We start from the raw sequence: 17964 nt of genomic DNA on the forward strand, positions 1-17964 counted from the left end.
TGAAGCGCGACCGGTTCCGCTGCCAGACTCCGGGCTGCCGCTGCCGCAGAAACCTGCACATTCATCATATCATCAAGCGCTCACAAGGCGGCACCGATGACCCCTGGAACCTTATCGTGCTCTGCGAGGCCTGCCACCTCCACCTCCTCCACAGACTCCGGACCCTCACCGTGAGAGGCAGGGCGCCCTTTGACCTCACCTTCATCTTCGGCTCAACGTACTCCCATGAAGCCTTTCTCGTCTATGAAAGCGGGGTAAGGACCGGTTTACCCACGGGCGCTGATGTGCTATAATGGAACTGGAAGTTCCCGCACGCCGGGACATCACAATGAATGGCAGCGTAAACCACTGCTATGGGAAGATTCTTTAAGATTCTCCTTCTTATCACCATCGCAGGCCTTCTCTTCCTGGACGCCGGCACTTCGTTATGCCATGCCTGCAGGAATGGAGCAGGGGCAGAAAGCACGGGCTCCCCATCTCTGGGGAGTGATTCCGGCCCCGGCGATGAGTGCTCCCCTTACCCATGCGGTGCTCTGGATATCCTTAATCTCCCCTGTCTTCCTTTTGACAGGATAACGGCGGGAGAGAGGCGGCCCGGCACCAATGCCTCACTTGTGAGCCAGAGATCACGGGACACAGGCAGCCAGGGCAAGAGAGAGAGAGAGGCCGCATATGGCTTCACCACGTCTTCGGCAGAGCTCATTCAGGGCGGCATCTGTGAAGAACTGCCGGCCCATGGCTCATGCATTGATTCATCATCACCAGGCGCGCGCTCCCCTCCCCTCAGGTAACCTCCTCCCGCCACGTTCAGCACAAATCACAGGACTCATGGATACCCGGACAGGTAATTCAGTGCCGGCCGTCACTCAGGCCTTATTGCACGGCAGCAGACAGAGTGCCCGCTGTTCCGGCCCCATATTACCGAACAAGGAGGCGACCGAACATGTATCCCATAATCGTGAGCGCCGCCATAGCGGCAAAAATCAGGATGGAAGAGCAGATGAGAGAGGAGGAGGAGCGCAGGGAGGCTGAGCAGAAGGCCTCGGAAAGAGAAAAAGCGGCGGAACGAGAAAAGAGAAAGAAGGGCAGGGCCTGATGGAGCTCGATATATTGAGAGATCTTGTAGTAATCACAGGGATTACCATCCCCGTGATCCTTCTCTGTCACCGGCTCAAAATCCTCAGCATCATAGGCTTCCTCATTGCCGGGGTCATTATCGGCCCCCATGGCTTCAGCCTCATAGAGGGGTACGACAACATCACGGTATTTGCTGAGCTTGGTGTGGTCGCCCTCCTCTTTACCATAGGGCTTGAGTTCTCTTTCGAGAAGATCTGGAAGATAAGAACCCTTTTCCTCTCAGGCGGCGCGCTGCAGGTCACTCTCACCGTGGCAGCTGCGACGGCTATAGCGCTCATAATGAAGCAGCCGCTGCACTTGGCTGTTTTCATAGGCTTCCTGGTCTCCTTGAGCAGCACTGCTCTCGTGCTCTCAATACTCCAGGAGCAGGCAAAAACTGGCAGCCCCCATGGGAGGATAAGCCTTGCCATTCTTATATTCCAGGATATCGCCGTCGTGGCGATGATACTCATTATCCCCTTTCTCGCGGGGAACGCCGCTGACCCCGGAAGACAGATCATTTCACTCATTGTCAAGGCCTGCGCTCTCGGGGCCCTGGTCTTTATCGCGATGAAGTGGGTCATCCCGCAGGTGCTCTACCGCGTGGTGAAAACTGGAAGCCGTGAGATCTTCATGTTCACGGTGCTTTTCCTGTGCCTTTCCATAGGATTTCTCACCTCGTCCTTCGGCCTTTCACTGGCGCTCGGTGCCTTTATCGCAGGCCTGATAATCTCCGAATCCGATTACGGCCAGCGGGCCCTGGGCGCCATAATCCCCTTCAAGGACGTTTTCTCAAGCTTTTTCTTCATGTCCATAGGGATGCTTTTCGATATGCATTACTTTCTCAATAAGCCCCTGTTGATTATAGGTGCCGCTCTTGGCATCCTGGTCATCAAGGCTGCCATCGGCGCCTTTACCGTATTGATGCTGCGCTGGCCGCTAAGCACTGCAGTGCTTGTAGGGGCATCGATATGCCAGATAGGAGAATTTTCCTTTATCCTTATTCAGTCAGGCGTCAGCCTGGGCATCATAGGCGAGGATTTCCGCCAGGTTTTCCTGGGTGTTGCCCTCTGCACTCTCTTCCTCACCCCTCTGGCGCTCTCACTTGCTCCCGCTCTCTCGGGTCTGCTGTTGAAATTGCCCATTCTACGGTGCTTTAGGGGCACTTGCCCCGAAGAGAAGGAAGAAGGTGCCGAAGCCCCGCAGAAAGACCACCTGATCATCGTGGGATTCGGGCTCGTGGGGAAGAACCTCGCCATGGCGGCAAAGACTGTCGGCATCTCCTATGCAATTATTGAAATGAACCCTGACACAGTCAAGACAGAGCAGAAAAACGGGGAGCCGATTCTTTATGGAGATGCAACCCATGAGGCCATACTTCACCATGTCAACATCGGCACGGCAAGAATACTGGTCATTGCCATTTCTGATCCTGCCGCCATGAGGGGCGTGACGGAGCTTGCGAGGAGAAGAAACAGGGACCTCCATATTATCGTGAGAACAAGATTCATGGCCGAAGTGGAAGAGCTTCAGGCACTTGGCGCCGACTGCGTGATCCCCGAGGAATTCGAGACCTCTGTCGAGATTTTCACCAGGGTTCTGAAACATTACCTTATCCCCGTGCAGGACATCGAAAGGTTCACCGCCCAGGCAAGAGCGGGCGGCTACAGGATGTTCAGGCCTCGCTCTCCCGTGACACACACCATGGCGGGCCTCCTGCTCTCTCGCCCGGACATCACCATCATACCGCTGAGAATATCCGCCACTTCACCCCTGGCGGGAAAGACCCTTGCGGAATCCAACCTGAGAAGGCTTTACGGAGTCTCAGTGCTCGCAGTCCAGCGGGGAAAAGAGACGCTTCCGAATGTATCGGCCGACATGCGCCTTCATGAAAACGACGTGATTATAGTAATGGGCGCCATGGACGCAATTAACCGCCTGAGAGGCGAGGTATCCCTGTAGCATTGACGACGCTTTCCTTATCGGGGTAACGGGGGATGTAATAATGAGGCCGGTGCACCTGGGGAGGCCTGTTGACCATAGACTTTTACTCTGCTATACTCAAGAGCATACCAGGCGACATTATTTTGCTGCAGAGCACAACCAGCGTCTCATGGCAATTTACCCGGGCGGCATCAAATAATGATTGTCAGCAGAGAACAGGACTCTTAAAAATCCTCCGATTTCCGCCATTCTTGAAGACATTGTCACAAGGGCGGTCATGGGGGCACAAGGAGGTTTTATGCAGGAAACAATCCTGTTTCAGGAAGCCCGGGAGCCCCGCGAGGGGGCTTTCACCTTTCTCATGCCCGCGGGGTGGCATATCGAGGGAGGCATTGTAAGGGTTAATCCTATGATGAGGGGCGGCTTCACCCAGTCCATCGAAGCCAAGCTCGATATGGCGGTGATGAGCGACCCCCAGGGGACCGTGATGATCCACTTCCTTCCCTCTCTCTATTTCTGCGACCTGCGCATGAACCCTATGATCGGCGGCATGTTCCCGCCGGGCAGCAACTATAACGGCATGACAGTGATGCCGGCGATGCCGGCTGCAGAGTTTCTGTGGCAGGTCCTCTTCAGGCAGGCTCACCCCCAGGCGGGCGATGCCCGCTTTCACGGCGCTCAGCCATTCCCGCAGCTTGCGCAGCAGAAAGCCCAGGCCAGCATGGCCACGGGGTTGATGTGCCAGTGCGACGCCGCCGCTGTTGAATATGAATATGCCGAGCAGGACCGCCGCTACCTTGAGCGCGCCTTCTGCTACATCAAGAGCTACGGCCCGATGATGGCCGGCATGTGGGTAAACGAGGACACCCACCTGCTCAGGGCACCCATGGAGCAGTTCAACACCTGGCTCCCTGTGCTGGAAAAAATCAGGGATTCCATGAAGATCAGCGGGCAGTGGGCCGGCAGCGAGTCCCGGAATGCCCAGGCCATGGGGAACATGGCCCTCGATGCTCAGCATCAGCAGCAGCAGCGCGACCAGAAGCTCCTGGATACCCAGCGGTCGCTGAACCAGATGGATCAGGAGATCCAGCAGCACAGGATGATGACCAGCGCCGAGATCCAGAACGACCAGTATCTCACCCTGATGGGCCAGGAAGAATACCATAACCCCCACAGCGGAGATTTTGAAAGAGTCGAGGAGCAGGGTAAATACCGCTGGGTCACTCCTGAGGGGAAAGATTACTTTACCGATGACCCTGATTACAACCCCAACTTTGATCCCAACGCCACGAGAACCGACTATGAGAGGAGCCACAGGCGGCCGCGGTTCCCCGGCCAGTAATGCCTACCGCCCGTAATGGATGGTATAGAGGTTGATATACTCATCAGAATAGGCAATGGAGTCGCAACGGCATGTGAAAGCACTGCCAAGACCTTCGCGGAAAAGATCATGCCACTGTGGGCGCAGCATATGATAATCAGTCCTGGCGCCCCGCCCCTGGATGAAAAATGAGACTGCCTCCATCATCAGGAAGGCATCAACGCTCGGAATGGCCGTCTCAAGAGGGGCATCGTGGCTGAATACCCAGTCAATAAGAGAGCCATAGGACTGGTATACCGAGAGGGCAAGCTCGGGGGAGAACTGCTCCGGCGTGTCATTGTTGGAGTCCACCTCAAATATAATGAAGTGATCCGTATGAGGCGATATTTTCTTAAGATGCACAAGCTTTGTCTCCCGGGGCATGTGGTGGTAGGCAAGCGACGAGAGCATCACGTCAAAGTGCCCCTCGAGGCCGCCGGAGAAATTTTCTATCCTGCTCTGCACCACGCGGACCGAAGCCTGCGGGAAAGCGTGACCCACCTTCTCCTCCGCCATGGCGCACATTGCCCTTGAAGCGTCCAGGAGCACTATCTCGGCAATGTCACCGATCCTCCCGGCCTTCCTGAGGTGCGAGAGAAGCGCGGTCAGAAGCCCTCCGTCGCCGCAGCCTATGTCCATGATACGGAAAGGCTTCGTGAAGACCGGGAGCGAGTGGGCACAGTGGACTCTGAAGGCGGCCCTCGCCTCCTTAAGCGTGGGAACGCCGGCAAAGTGGAGAAAGGGAGCCGGATCCTGAAAGACCACGGCAGGCATCACGAGGCGCCCCCCATGGCGCTCAAGAAAGCTCGAGAGAAAGGAATTGAAAAAGACACCCTCCTCCTCGAGCATGGCGCCTTCCCTTATCCAGGAGGCTCCCTTCTCTTCAAGCCCCTTTGCAGAGAGCAGGGTGCCCGCGTAACAATAGAATACCGGGATAAGATTGGGCCTTATCCCGTCGCAGCATTCCCCCGGGGAGAGAGCACCCCGCAGGATCTCATCGCTTCGCTGGCGCCATTCACTTTTTTCCTCTTCTGAAAGAAAAAGCATGCCTTCCTCCTTGAAAATTCCAGAGAGCGCTTTCAGCCTTCGAGAGTAATCAGGGAACCGAAACCGGACTGCAGGAAAGTCTCCCGCACGGGGCCCGAAAGCCCCCTGACAGAAAATGAGGCGCCCGATGCCTTTACTTTGCGGGCGGTCATCAGGATGCTCCTGATGCCGGCACTGCTGATATAGAGAAGCCCTTTGCAGTCGAGCACCAGCGCCTTCCCTGAAGACGCGAGCGGGAGCACCGCCTTTTCAAATTCACCTGAAGAGGTGCCGTCAAGCCTCCCGGCTATCAGAAGGCTCACCATACCTTCTTGCTCTGCTACAATAATCTCCATAGCCCTTCACCTCTTCTTTAATATTCAATAGCGGCAAGGCGATTCCCCCCGGAAAGCTCCGATGGGCGTAAAGGTATTTCTCCGCCGGAAAAAGAACTTTCCGGGAGGAGGTGTGCCATGAAACAGGTTATCGTCATCGTGCTCATCGTGGCGGTCCTTGCGGGTATCTATCTGCTGGTGAGGGAGCCTGCCGGGCGGTTCATCGAGATGGCAAAATTCCCCAACGCGCGACCCGGTTATGAAAAGCTTCTCTTTGAGCTGGACAGGGAGAGAAAATACGAGAAGCGGACCGTGAGCTTCGATGCGGTCCCTAAAAGAAGCGGTAAAGTCCTTCTCCTCACCATGAAGGAGCAACTCCTCACCACCGTTCCTGAAGATTATTTCAGGCTCCCCGCGGAGGTGAAATCCCCCTCGGTAGAAAAACCAGACACCGTGGTCTTTGTGAGGCTTGAGCATGTCTGCTTCGAGGAGCATCCCTATCCCCCCATTCCCTCTTCCAGGGATAAGAGAGCCTCTTACGTGCTCCGCCTCTACTCCTTTGACAGGGCGTCATCAAAATTCCTGGGTGCCAGCGAGGTGGCCTCCTTCGAATCAGACAGCACGGGAAATCCTGTCATCGGCAAGGAGAAAGGGGGGCCTCCCTATCCCGACCTTGTGCCCGTCATCACGAAAATGCCCCTCACAAAAGGAGGTACAGAATGAATAGAAAGGGCACTCTCTCCTCCCTTATGCTTTGTGCCTTTGTCATGCTTGTTCTTGTGGCAGGGAGCGGCATGCACAAAGCATGCGCCCTCGGGCAGGCGGAAGCCCGGCAGAAGCTTTTCCCCCGGTACGAAGGGAAGGTCCTCGTGCTGCTCCTTGGAATGGAGGGCTGCAGCGAGACGGGCAAGGCAACGCAGTCTCTTGCTGAATATTCGAAAGAGAAGCCCCGAGAGGCCGTCATCATAAGGGTGGACGTGCCCCCTCCCGAAAAGCTGCCCGGGATGGCAGCGTCTGCCGCCAAATGGAACGCTCCATTCTCCAGGATAGATGACAATGACAGGAAAATCGCCAGGGCGCTTGATTTCTTCTCCTATCCCACCCTCTATATCCTTGACGGGAAAAGAGAGATAAGGTTCTCCGGCGGGTGCGACGCGGGGGAAGTGAAGAGAATGGTGGCGGAAATACTCAGTGAAAAACAGGGGGACGCTCCCCATGTCTACACGAGGCCGCTCCCGGAAAAAGGCACTTTGATTGCCGATTTTGACGCCTCAACCCTTGAGAAAAAACCGGTGAAGCTTTATGAGCTGCTGGGAAAGAAAGGGACCGTGATCTTTTTCGGCTCTCCTTCGTGCCCTTTCAGCGCCAGTGCAACCTCGAGCCTTCCCGAAATACAGAGGGAGTTCGGAAAAAAAGGCATCGCCTTTCTCATCATAGACAGCAGCAGGGATTCCTCACCTCTTTCCTTTTACCGGGAGAAGGCGCCGGGCATTCCCGTGCTGGCCGACGGCAAAGGGGCTCTGAGCGGGGAAAAATTCGGCGTCCAGGCCGTGCCGTTTTTCTATGTGCTGGACACCGGGGCCCACGTTGCGGAGCGGAAGCCTTTCACCAGGGAAGGAGCCGAAGCAGCCCTGAGGAGCCTCCTGGGAGAAAAGGTGAAGAGCGCCCCTGCCGTTGATGGCGCAGGCTGAAGGCGCTAGGCAGCGGAGGAGTGTGGAACACTTCTCCCCCGAAGATGGCGATCTCAGCGGTGGTGCCTCTTGAAGAACTCCCATATCACCGAGGCGCCGTCAAAGTCCCTGCAGACCTTGCCCACGACCTTCTCGGGAAGGTACTGGGTGCCGCCGGGCCACGTGTGGCCGCCGTTCTTTATGGTATAGAGGATCACCTCGGTGCCCTCCCTGCCGCTGCCATAGGTCTCGACAGTGGCGGTGCAGCCGTCCCCGGGATCAGCATCAGGTAATGATTCCGTTCTGGGAGCCTTCTCGCACCCGTTGAGCTTCACGAAGTACTCGACGGTCTCCTTGGTGGAGACAGCCTTTCCCAGAGTCTTCTTTCCCAGGTGAATATCACCGCCCTTGTAAGGCGCCAGGGGATCGTCGGTGCCGTTGATTATCATCACCGAGATGGGCATCGCAGGCTTGGGCCCCTTGTAAACGGCCTCCCCCATGGGGCAGATAACGGGGGCAATGGCAGCGATCTTGCCCGTGGCCTCGCAGGCAAGCCGGTACGCCATCAGGGCGCCGTTTGAAGCACCTGTCACATAGACCCTTGCAGGATCTACGCCGTAATTCTTGACCAGGGAATCAATGAGCGCCGTAAGAAAGCCTACGTCATCAATGTTTCCCTTGTGGGCGCGGTACTCACTGATTCCCCGGCCGTCATTCCAGTGGCCCTCCACGCCGTCAGGATAGCACAGCAGGAACTCATCCCTGTCGGCCATCTTCTGAAAGCCCTTCACCGTGAAGCCCGCCATCTTCTGGGCCGTGCCGCCGCCGCCGTGAAGAGCTATCACGAGGGGAGGGTGCTTTTCAAACTCCCTCACGGGAAGATAGAGAATATAAGTTCGCGTGAGACCCTTCCACTCCATGGATTCTTTCCTGTAGGGGCTTCTTTTCTCTTCCGAGGCGTGAGCGCAAGCCAGGCCAAGAGATATGACCATCACGGCGAAGAAGGCTCCACACCAGGTTTTCTTCATTACAGTCACTCCTTTCACTTTCAAGACCACCCTGCGGGCGGCACAAGGCGCATGAAACTCTTTTACATCAGCGTGCAGAGGCGCGCAAAATCAAAGGTATGCTGGTTGGCGAGGACCAGGATCTGATCCTCCCTGGCAAGGCAGTACGACCGGGGGGGGTTGATGCGCGGCTTCTCCGTCTTCCGGTCGCTGAGGGCTATCAGCAGCATTTCCTTTTTATAGAGCAGGGCTGAGGCCTCGCTCACGGTCTTCCCCACGAGATCGCCGTTTACGGCTATCGCAAAAAGACTCTGGGAGGTGGAGAGGTCAAAGAGCTCCTTGTACACATGGGATACATAATGGGTGACGGCAGCCTGCGCCAGGAGCTTCTCCCTAAGGTTGGGAATTGAGATGATATGGTCGGCCCGGGCCAGCTTCATGCTCGCGATATTGTCGGTGTCCACCACCTCGACGCAGACATGGATATTCTTTGAGATGCTCTTGATGGCCAGGATAATGAGAATTGACCGGGCATCGGCTACGGAGCGCTCCTTTTCATTGGCGAGGAGGATCACATTCCTGGCCTTCTCTATATCGGCGGCCCGAAGCAGCCCTTCATCGGTGGGATCGCCGATGAGCCGGTATACTTTCTCTCCCGGCAGCTTCTCCCATGGGATGCTGTTGGCCCCTGCGGAGATCACAAGGTTTATTGCGGGAAGACCGCAGAGCTTCTGGCGGCTCTCGATATGGGAGAGGACCTTCACCAGCCTCTCGTCCCATGCCAGTATCACCAGATGATCCTCGAGGGTGAAAGAGGCTTCCTTGTCAATGATCACTCCCTCATCACCTCCCATCCTCTGATATCTTCAGGCCTGGCGATGACGAAAATCCTGTCATGGGGCGTGATGACATAGCTTCCCGGGGGATTCACCGTGGTCCTGCATGTGAACTCCATGATGCCCAGCTCATCCACAAGGGGGACCCCCTCGCGGTCGGTCTTCACTTCTTCACTGAGGACCGCGAGGGGAATGATGTTTTTGTCGGAAAGCTCCAGGTAGATCTCCCCGAAGTGCTTTCCCACAAAACTATAGGACATGATCTTGTAGAGGTTGTTCTCCCCCTTTTCATTGGTGAGAAGCTCGTTCATCACGTCCACGAGATCGGGGATAATGGCCGACTGAGCGAGGATGTCATCGGCCTCGTCATCGATGAGAATAATCTCGTTGACGTAGGCCCGCTCAAGATTTCTCATGTTTGCCGCGTTGAAGAGCTCGGAGCACGTGTGGATATCGCGGCCCATCCTGGTGCGCGAGATGGACTCTACGGCAAGGGTGGCCAGGATTGCCCTCTCGTCGGCGTAGAGGCCTTGCGTAGTGCCCGAGAGCACGATGACGGCGGCCGCGTAGGGGACATTTGCCCGCAGCAGCACCGATTCATTGAGAGGGCTCCCCCTCACGAAAAAGACATCGCGGCCGAGGAGGGGGAGCGCTTCGATACTATCGTCAATCACTAGGATGTGCCTTTTCCTCTTTCCCATATGGGAGTGCAGGTACCCTATAAGGTCAGCGGCCTGGTCGCGCCAGCCGCAGATCACCACATGGTCTCTGAATGAATAATTTATATTCCCGCTCTTCACCGACTGGAGCCGCTCGCTGAGAGTGGCGGCCACTGTGCCGGTGAGTATCGAGGTGATGACGACGCCGCTCAGCATCAGGATGACGCCGATGATGCGGCTCCCCGGAGTGGTGATGTCAAGGGGCTGTCCGGCAAAAAGGAGGGAAATGCTCCACCAGAGGGCGTCATGGAAGTGCCTGAAGGGCTCACGGTGATGCTCGAGGTGAAATATGGTGATGGTGCCGAAGAAAAGAAAAACGATGCTCAGTATCACGATGATCATGAAGTTGAAGACATTCTCGGACCAGAGCGCGGCGAGATATTTGGTGCTTTCGGCCAGGGTCTGCAGGTACTTCCTGAATTTGGCGATGCGCAGAAACCGCAGAAGCCTTATGAAACGCATGAGCCTGAAGGCCCTGAGGAGCGGGAAAAGGGCCAGCAGGTCAATGAGGGACTCGGAGCTTGTGATGAATTTTATCTTGTCATCACCTGCTGAAAGATAGCGAAGGTAGTATTCCAGCAGCAAGATGACCAGGACCGCGTCATCGATGGCCCTGAAGAAAGAAGCCATGGGAGTGCTCAGCCTGCAGACCGCCTCTATGATTATGAGCACGAGGGAAAAGAGGATCAGGGAGATGATGCTCCATATGAACAGGGGGCTTTCGTTAAGCATATACCTCAGGCGCTGCAAGATCTTCTCACGCCTCACCCGGGTCATCACCAGAAAAAGGAGCTTGTCGGAATAGAAGAAAAAGAGCATCATCCAGAGCACTGCCACGGCATCCTCGAGGATAATGGAGCCTTTCAATGAAAAGAGGACGACGGTGAGCGCCACGGTGAGCACGGTGAGTGAAAAGATGAAATAGGAGCGGTGGTATTTCTCCCAGAGCAGGCGCCATCGTTCGGCAATGCTGTCGTTCCGGCTGTTCATCTTTTCCTCATATGCTGCTGTCGGCGCGCTATGACTTTTCTATGAGCTCAGCGGCTTTCTTCCTTGTCTCTTCACCGACGGAGAGCCCCAGGGCCCTGGCCGTCTCGAGGTTGACGATAAGCTGGTGCTCCTGGGGGCCCACGAAGGGTATCTTGTCAGGAGACTCGCCGTTGAGAATCCTCACGGCGCTCTTTGCGCTCACCTGGCAGAGGTTTCTCCAGTTGGCGCAGTAAGAGACAAGGCCGCCCTTCTGCACCGCTGAGCGGAGCGCGCAGAGGGCCGGAAATTTTTCCGCCAGAGCCTTGATATCTTTTTTCGCCACCTGGGGCGTCATGGTGTCGGCAGGGAGGAACAGGGCATCTATCTCCTGATCCTGGAAGAACTCGAGGGCCCTGTGGAGATCGCCGGGGTTCTGCACGTCAAAGGGGAAAAGCTCAAAGCCTCTCTCAGAGGCCAGCTTCTTCGCCTCGTCAAGCTGTATCTCCGAGTGGAGCTCCCCCGTGTTGTAGATGACGCCGAGGCGCTTCACGGTATCCACGAGGGGAATGAGGCCCTTGTCAAGCTGCTCGGCAAGGCTTACGCGGTAATAGGTGCCCGTCACGTTGCCGTGGGTGCCCTCGTAATCGCGGAGAAGCCCCATCACCACGGGGTCGAATACCTCGGCGCAGACCACGGGCACCTCGGTCCCCACGAGCATCTTTTTCACGGTGCTGATTACCGGCGAGCCCAGGGAATAGATAAGATCAACCTTCATCTCCAGAAAATCTGCCATGATGGCGCGGCAGTTGGCTTCCTTCTCGTCACAGTTGCGGTAGTGAAGCTCAATGTTCTCATCGCCTGTCCTGAATCTGAACCCCGCCTCCTTGAGAGCCCTCTCAAGCTCTTCCAGCACGATCTCTGTCTCGGGGAGGGACTCCCAGAAGACGACACCGATGGATTTTTTCTTTGAGCCGTACCGCTTGGCCTGCTCCTCGCCGCGCAGCACCCTCAGGCCTCCCAGGGCAAGGGCCTCCATCTCGTTCTCGCCGGGAATGAGCGTCACGGGGCAGATGAACTGCACGCGCTCCACAATCCAGTCGGTAAGCATCTTGGAATGGGCAAGCCCGCCGGTGAGCACGATGCCGTCAACTTTCCCCGACAGCACCGTTGCCCGCATGCCTATCTCCTTGGCAATCTGGTAGGCCATGGCCTCGTAGACCTCGCGGGCTTTCCTGTCGCCGGCCTTGATCATCTCCTCGACGGTCTTGGCGCTGTTGCTCCCCAGGTAGGCCACGAGACCGCCCTTGCCCACAAGGCGCTCCTTGATCTGCTTGATGGTATAGTTCCCCGAGAAGCACATCTCGATAAGGGGATAAGTGGGAAGGCTTCCGGCGCGCTCAGGCGTGAAGGGGCCTTCGTAGATGCCGTTGTTCACGTCCACCATGCGGCCGGCTTTTATGGCGCAGGAAGTGACGCCGCCTCCCATGTGGGTCACAATGATGTTCAGATCATTGAGGGATTTCCCCTTGAGTGCCGCGAACTTCCTTGCCACTGCCTTGATGTTGAGGGCATGGAGAATGCTCTCGCGGGTGATCTCGGGGATGCCCGAGTAACGGGCCAGGGGCTCAAGCTCATCGACGGAGACGGGGTCCACGATAAAGCTGTCTATCCTGAGGTCCCACGCAATTCCATAGGCAAGAATGCCCCCCAGGTTCGAGGCATGCTCGCCGCGGACGGCAGCCCGGAGGTCATCAATCATCTCATTATTGACGCGGTAAGTGCCGCTCTCAAGAGGGGGGAGGAGGCCCCCGCGGCCCACGACGGCTGATATCTCATCGTGGGAAACGCCCCTCTTGTCAAGCTCCTTGAGAATGGTCCTCTTCCTGAAGTCATACTGGTCCCAGACCCGCTTGAACTGCTCGAGCTCCATGGAGCTGTGGGAGATGTTCTTTTCCCAGACCGGCGTCTCATTCTGGTAAAGGGCGATTTTTGTCGATGTGGAGCCGGGATTGATGATCAGCAGCTTGAACTTTTTTTCCTCTTTCATAGGCGTGCTCCTCTCTACCTGACGGCAAGGATGTGACTCACCCGCGAGATATTCTCAATCCTCTCCCTGGCAAGCCTCAAAGCCACCCGGTAGGGGCTCGAGTCCTCCTCGCGGGCCTGGGAGACAATGCCCACAAGGTTCCTGGCGATTTTCCTGTATGATTCCTCGCCCTGCATGGCGCCGCGCCCTGTAATCTCGTCCTCGGCCTGCAGCACGCCCCCCGCGTTGATGACGAAATCGGGGGCGAAGAGGATGCCTTTCCCGTGAAGCACATCAGCGGCTGAAGCATCGGAGAGCACGCATGTCGCCGCCCCGGCGATCATCCTGCACCTGAGGGCAGATGCCACCTCGGGCGTAATGATCCCGCCAAGGGCGCAGGGGATGAAGATGTCGTATTCCTTCTGCAGTATCTCCTCGGGCGACACGATCTTTATGTCAGGATGGCAGTCCTGGATGATCTTCATCCTGTCATAATCTATGTCGCTTATGGAGAGCTGCACGCCCGGCTCCCTTTTCTTGATGAGCTCGATGAGGTTCCTTCCCACGCGCCCGGCGCCCTGGACGCCCACCTTGAGGTCCTTCAGCGTCGTGAGCTTGAAGATCTCTTTCACGCAGGCCATGATGCCGTAGTAGACCCCCCAGGCCGTAGCCAGGCCTTCCTCGCCGCTCATGGAGCCGATAAGGGGCAGGTTTACGGCATACTCAGTCTCGCGGCACACACACTCAAGGTCCTCGCAAGAGGTACCAAGCTCCGTGGTAGCGATGAGCCTTCCCTCAAGGCTTTCAATAAATCTGCCCAGGGCCCGAAGCAGCGCCTCGCTCTTGTGGACCTTGTGATTGCCCCATATGACAATGCTCCCCCCTGAGAGGTCGCAGCCGGAGACCGCAGTCCTCAGGGCCATGTCGCGGGCAAGCCTCAGGGCATCGAGAAGAGCCTCCTCCTCGCTCCCGTAGTTCCACATCCTCAGGCCTGCAAGCGCCGGCCCCATCGAGGTGTTGCTGATGGCGATAAAAGCCCGGAGCTTCGTCGCCTCGTCACAGCAGGCCGTCACATATTCACAGCCATGGCTTCCCATCATCTGAAAGATTGTCATAGCACTCCACCTTTCTCCTCAAGGTAATATTGCCGGTCCCCTCTCACCTGGTTTCGCCGGGTACCACTCAAGCATCTTCTTCCGCCCGTCATCTCTTTTATCATCAAAAGGCATTGCTCCCCGCTCGTCCCACAGGACATGCTCTCCCTCCGGGAGCGTCTTCCTGGCGGCCCACTTCTCAACCACCCACCACACCCTGCCGCGAAGCACGATGAGATGGTTCTTCTCCTGGCGCTCCGCATAGACGTCAATCTCCGCGTTATCGGCCGTTATGGTGGCATCGCCGGCCAGTATGATTATCTTTGCAGGGCAGCCGTCAAAGAGCCCTCTCACCTGCCCCGACTCGAGGGCATACACGGGGAACCTGAATTTCATCCCCAAAAAGACCTCCGTCGAGGCGTTAAGGACAATCCTGGCTTTTTCATTGATGAAGATCGTCGCCCTTGAGTCCTTGTCGGTGATGATCCCGTCGCCTTCCTCAAGGTTCATCCCCTCTTTGGCCGCGCTTTTCTCAGTGTTCCTTATCAGGTACACCTTGCCCGAGAGGTCTTTCAGCGCACCGATGGGGGAAGCCCCGCGGGCCCAGGCGGCGCTCAGTCCCGCGGCCATCATCAGCAGAAGCATGAATGAAGCGGTAAGGTTCTTCATCGCTTCACCCCCAGTCCTTCAAAAAAGGTGCTGAACTGTTCCAGGTCGAGCTGCTGCTCGTTGTCTGAAAGGGCCACGTCAGGGTTGTAATGCACTTCCACCATGATGCCCTTGGCACCTGCCGCCAGCGCCGCCTTTGCCACGGGAAGGAGAATGTCCCTTCTCCCTGTGGCATGGCTCACGTCAACGATGACGGGCAGATGGGACTCCCTGGCAAGAAGGGGGATGGCCGATATGTCAAGGGTGTTCCTGGTCCATCTCTCAAAGGTCCTTATGCCCCGCTCACAGAGGATGATGCTGCTGTTTCCACGGCTCATCACGTATTCTGCCGCAAGGATGAGCTCCTCGATAGTCGCGGAGAAGCTCCGCTTAAGCAGCACGGGCTTCTTCTGGCGGCCCACCTCCTTGAGCAGCTCGTAATTATACATGTTTCTCGCGCCGATCTGCAGCACATCGGCCACTTCGCTCACTGCCTCTATATCCCTGCAATCAAGGACCTCGGTCACCACCTTGAGGCCGTACTTTTTCTTTATCTCCGCAAAGATGGCGAGCCCGTCAGCTCCGAGACCCTGGAAGCTGTAAGGCGAGGTGCGGGGTTTGTAGGCGCCGCCGCGGATCACCTTGATGCCGAGAGGTATGAGGCCCTCGCAGATGCGCTCCATCTGCTCGAAGCTCTCGACGGAACAGGGCCCGGCGATTATTACAGGCCTTTCTCCCCCGATGACGACCTGGTCTCCCAGGGCCACAAGGGTGTCCTCGGACTTGTGCTTCCTGCTCACCACGAGGGTCTCGCGCCATTCCTCCTCCATGAGGTCCCGTGAGGCGCTGAAAATCTCCTTGAAAAGCTTCTTCACGGCGCTCGAGGGGAAAGGCCCCTTGTTTTCTGCGAGAAGCCTCGCGAGCATGTCCGACTCCCTGGCGGGATCATAGGTCTTGAGTCCCTTTTCCCTCTTAATCATGCCTATTTTTTCGACACGGGCCGCCCGCTCATTGAGGAGCCTGAGGATCTCAAAGTTAAGCTCGTCAATCTCTTGCCGTATCTTGTGCATATCGTCCATGGCGGTTCCTCGCTTCCTGTATATCCATCTCCCTGGACCCCTTCTTCATGATTCCCTTTTTCTATTCTCTTTCCTCTCTTATATAGGGGAGACCCAGTCCCTTCGGGGCCTGTGAGAACCTTTTGAGGGGGCCTGACGAGGCGATGACAAGGACAAGAATGGTGAACAGGTAGGGGAACATCATCAGCACGTTGGCGGGGATATGGGTGCCCGCCGCCTGGATCCTCATCTGGATGCCGCTGATGCCTCCGAAGAGGTAGGCGCCCGCCGCCGCCCTCAGGGGATTCCACCCTGAAAAGATGACGATTGCCACGGCAATCCAGCCCCTTCCCCCCGTCATCATCTCCGTCCAGCCCGGCGTGTAGGCCAGGGAGATGGAGGCGCCGGCAAGCCCCGCGAAGAGCCCTCCCACCAGGAGTGCGGCGAATCTCACCGCCGTCACGTTAATGCCCATCACGTCGGCGGTCCTTGGGCTCTCGCCTGCGGAGCGGAGCTCCAGGCCCCACCGTGTCCTGAAAAGAAAAAACCACACAAGGGGCACAAGCAGATATGAGAAGTAGACCAGCACATTGTGCTGGAAAAAGGCAGGCCCCAGGACGGGGATTTTTGAGAGGAGCGGAACAGGCACGACGGGAAATCCTTTTGCAGGAAGGCCCACGAATGCATCTCCTGCAAAGCCCGTGATGCCGGCGCCGAAAATGGTGACGGCGAGGCCGCTCACCACCTGGTTGGCACGGCACGTGATGGTCACCAGCCCATGGACCAGGGCCAGCAGAGCCGCGGCTGCCATCGCCGCGAGAAGAGCCACAATGAGAAGTTTCCCGCTGGGCTCGCATGCCACCGGGATACCGCATATAGCGGCGGCGCGCTGGTAAGTGGCAAAACCTGACAGGGCCCCCACGAGCATCATGCCTTCCAGCCCGAGGTTGAGCATGCCGGCGCGCTCCGCTATGATCTCGCCGAGGGTCGCGAGCAGTATGGGCGTGCCTGCCCGTACCGCCGCCGCAAGTATGGCCACAAGAAGGGTGGTGTGCAAGTCCATGGTCACTCCTTACCTGTCACTATCCTGTATTCGCAGAAAAGACCGCCTGCCAGAATGAAAAAGAGGATGATTCCCTGGATGACGCCCTCAAGGCCGGCGCCGGCGCCGAGGTTCATCTGCAGCAGGTCGCCGCTTGTCATGAGCCCTGCAAAGAGCACCGATACGAGGATGATGGAGAGAGGATTCAGCCTGGCAAGCCAGGCGATGATTATGGCCGTGTAGCCGTAACCGAGCGCAAAGCCATGCTGGAGGCGGTGCTGCACCCCTGAGAGCTCGCACATACCTGCAAGCCCCGCGAGGCCGCCGCTCACCAGCATCACAAGGAGGATATTCCGCTCCACCTTGATTCCGCAGTACCGGGCCGCTCCCGGATTCTCGCCGGTAACCCTCACCTCGTAGCCCCACTTTGTCTTTTTCATGATCACCCAGAAGAGCGCCACCATGAACAGGGCAATCACAATACCGGCATGAACGCGGGTGATGCCGAACTGGGGAAGAAAGGTCGTCTCGGGCAGGATGGCGGTCATGGGAAACTGGTAGCCCCTGGGATCTTTCCAGGGGCCGTAAACAAGGTATTCCAGGAAATAAATCCCCACGTAATTAAGCATGAGCGACGTCACGATCTCGCTGGTGCCCAGGTAGGCCCTCAGGGCGCCGGGTACAAGGCCCCACAGGGCTCCTCCCAGGAAGCCCATGGCTATCATGAGAGGGATCATCACCATTGCGGGGAGCGCAGGAAAAGCAAGAGCGAGCCCTGCGGCACAGATGGCCCCCAGGCAGTACTGCCCCTCGGCGCCGATGTTCCAGAGCACCATGCGAAAAGCCAGGCCCACTCCAAGGCCCATCATCATAAGGGGAATAGCCTTCACAAGCGTTTCTGAGAGGCCGTATGGGGTGCCGAAGGCGCCGATTATCATCTCCTTGTATGCCCTGAGGGGAGAGACTCCCATGAAAGCCATAAGTACTCCCGCAATGAGGAGGGCAGCGAGAAGAGAAACGAGAAATACCGCTGCAGGCATCCACCACTCCGGGTTCTCCCTTTTCACAAGCCTTATGGTCATGGCACTTCCTTTACCTGTCGTACTGCCTGTCT

The 17964-nt window shown here is 57.2% G+C and carries 18 protein-coding genes and 1 pseudogene; 7 read left to right on the forward strand and 12 right to left on the reverse strand.

Annotation, left to right across the window (positions count from 1 at the left end):
- The 5 genes from RDV48_27830 to RDV48_27850 form a co-directional block, all read left to right on the forward strand.
- The coding region (locus RDV48_27830) for an HNH endonuclease signature motif containing protein (protein ID MDQ7826645.1) at window positions 1-293 on the forward strand (293 nt) is incomplete at its 5' end.
- 60 nt (window positions 294-353) lie between these two features.
- The gene (locus tag RDV48_27835) at window positions 354-791 is read left to right on the forward strand and encodes a hypothetical protein (protein ID MDQ7826646.1); all 438 of its coding nucleotides are present in this window, start codon (window positions 354-356) and stop codon (window positions 789-791) included.
- A gap of 152 nt (window positions 792-943) precedes the next feature.
- Entirely contained in the window at window positions 944-1096 is a 153-nt protein-coding gene (locus RDV48_27840) for a hypothetical protein (protein MDQ7826647.1), read from the forward strand.
- Complete coding sequence (locus tag RDV48_27845) at window positions 1096-3078, forward strand: cation:proton antiporter (GenBank protein ID MDQ7826648.1); 1983 nt, start codon at window positions 1096-1098, stop codon at window positions 3076-3078. Before RDV48_27840 ends, RDV48_27845 begins: the two co-directional genes overlap by 1 nt.
- A gap of 280 nt (window positions 3079-3358) precedes the next feature.
- The gene (locus tag RDV48_27850) at window positions 3359-4402 is read left to right on the forward strand and encodes a hypothetical protein (GenBank protein ID MDQ7826649.1); all 1044 of its coding nucleotides are present in this window, start codon (window positions 3359-3361) and stop codon (window positions 4400-4402) included.
- A gap of 3 nt (window positions 4403-4405) precedes the next feature.
- Here the strand turns inward: RDV48_27850 and RDV48_27855 are convergent, their stop codons facing one another.
- Window positions 4406-5467, reverse strand: coding sequence for a class I SAM-dependent methyltransferase (locus tag RDV48_27855; GenBank protein MDQ7826650.1), 1062 nt, complete (start codon window positions 5465-5467; stop codon window positions 4406-4408).
- A gap of 32 nt (window positions 5468-5499) precedes the next feature.
- Entirely contained in the window at window positions 5500-5802 is a 303-nt protein-coding gene (locus tag RDV48_27860; GenBank protein ID MDQ7826651.1) for an STAS domain-containing protein, read from the reverse strand.
- Window positions 5803-5919: 117 nt separating this feature from the next.
- Here RDV48_27860 and RDV48_27865 point away from each other — a divergent pair, with 117 nt between their 5' ends.
- Window positions 5920-6504 (forward strand): hypothetical protein, encoded by a 585-nt coding sequence (locus RDV48_27865; protein MDQ7826652.1) that lies wholly within the window; start codon window positions 5920-5922, stop codon window positions 6502-6504.
- Window positions 6501-7472, forward strand: coding sequence for a TlpA family protein disulfide reductase (locus tag RDV48_27870; protein ID MDQ7826653.1), 972 nt, complete (start codon window positions 6501-6503; stop codon window positions 7470-7472). The genes RDV48_27865 and RDV48_27870 overlap by 4 nt, the downstream gene beginning before the upstream one ends.
- Before the next feature lie 53 nt (window positions 7473-7525).
- On the opposite strand, the gene RDV48_27875 is transcribed toward RDV48_27870, so the two are convergent.
- From RDV48_27875 to RDV48_27920, 10 genes and pseudogenes are all read right to left on the reverse strand, one after another.
- Complete coding sequence (locus RDV48_27875; GenBank protein ID MDQ7826654.1) at window positions 7526-8479, reverse strand: PHB depolymerase family esterase; 954 nt, start codon at window positions 8477-8479, stop codon at window positions 7526-7528.
- A gap of 62 nt (window positions 8480-8541) precedes the next feature.
- Window positions 8542-9294: an NAD-binding protein gene (locus RDV48_27880; GenBank protein ID MDQ7826655.1), complete on the reverse strand. Its 753-nt coding sequence runs from the start codon at window positions 9292-9294 to the stop codon at window positions 8542-8544.
- Window positions 9291-11003, reverse strand: coding sequence for an NAD-binding protein (locus RDV48_27885; GenBank protein MDQ7826656.1), 1713 nt, complete (start codon window positions 11001-11003; stop codon window positions 9291-9293). The genes RDV48_27880 and RDV48_27885 overlap by 4 nt, the downstream gene beginning before the upstream one ends.
- Window positions 11004-11031: 28 nt before the next feature.
- On the reverse strand, window positions 11032-11895 hold the full coding sequence (locus RDV48_27890; protein MDQ7826657.1) for an ABC transporter substrate-binding protein: 864 nt from the start codon (window positions 11893-11895) through the stop codon (window positions 11032-11034).
- Between the two features lie 60 nt (window positions 11896-11955).
- Window positions 11956-13029: pseudogene (gene buk / locus RDV48_27895) on the reverse strand (butyrate kinase).
- A 14-nt stretch (window positions 13030-13043) separates the two neighbouring features.
- The gene (locus RDV48_27900) at window positions 13044-14123 is read right to left on the reverse strand and encodes a Glu/Leu/Phe/Val dehydrogenase dimerization domain-containing protein (protein ID MDQ7826658.1); all 1080 of its coding nucleotides are present in this window, start codon (window positions 14121-14123) and stop codon (window positions 13044-13046) included.
- Window positions 14124-14141: 18 nt separating this feature from the next.
- Window positions 14142-14771, reverse strand: a complete 630-nt coding sequence (locus tag RDV48_27905; GenBank protein ID MDQ7826659.1) for a hypothetical protein — start codon at window positions 14769-14771, stop codon at window positions 14142-14144.
- On the reverse strand, window positions 14768-15829 hold the full coding sequence (locus tag RDV48_27910) for a bifunctional 3-deoxy-7-phosphoheptulonate synthase/chorismate mutase (protein MDQ7826660.1): 1062 nt from the start codon (window positions 15827-15829) through the stop codon (window positions 14768-14770). Before RDV48_27910 ends, RDV48_27905 begins: the two co-directional genes overlap by 4 nt.
- Before the next feature lie 61 nt (window positions 15830-15890).
- Window positions 15891-16871, reverse strand: a complete 981-nt coding sequence (locus RDV48_27915) for an ABC transporter permease (GenBank protein ID MDQ7826661.1) — start codon at window positions 16869-16871, stop codon at window positions 15891-15893.
- Window positions 16872-16873: 2 nt separating this feature from the next.
- Window positions 16874-17932, reverse strand: a complete 1059-nt coding sequence (locus tag RDV48_27920) for an ABC transporter permease (protein ID MDQ7826662.1) — start codon at window positions 17930-17932, stop codon at window positions 16874-16876.
- Window positions 17933-17964: the final 32 nt, after the last annotated feature.

It is taken from the genome of Candidatus Eremiobacterota bacterium (assembly GCA_031082125.1).
In the GTDB taxonomy this organism is placed as follows: Bacteria; Vulcanimicrobiota; CADAWZ01; order CADAWZ01; family Ess09-12; genus Ess09-12.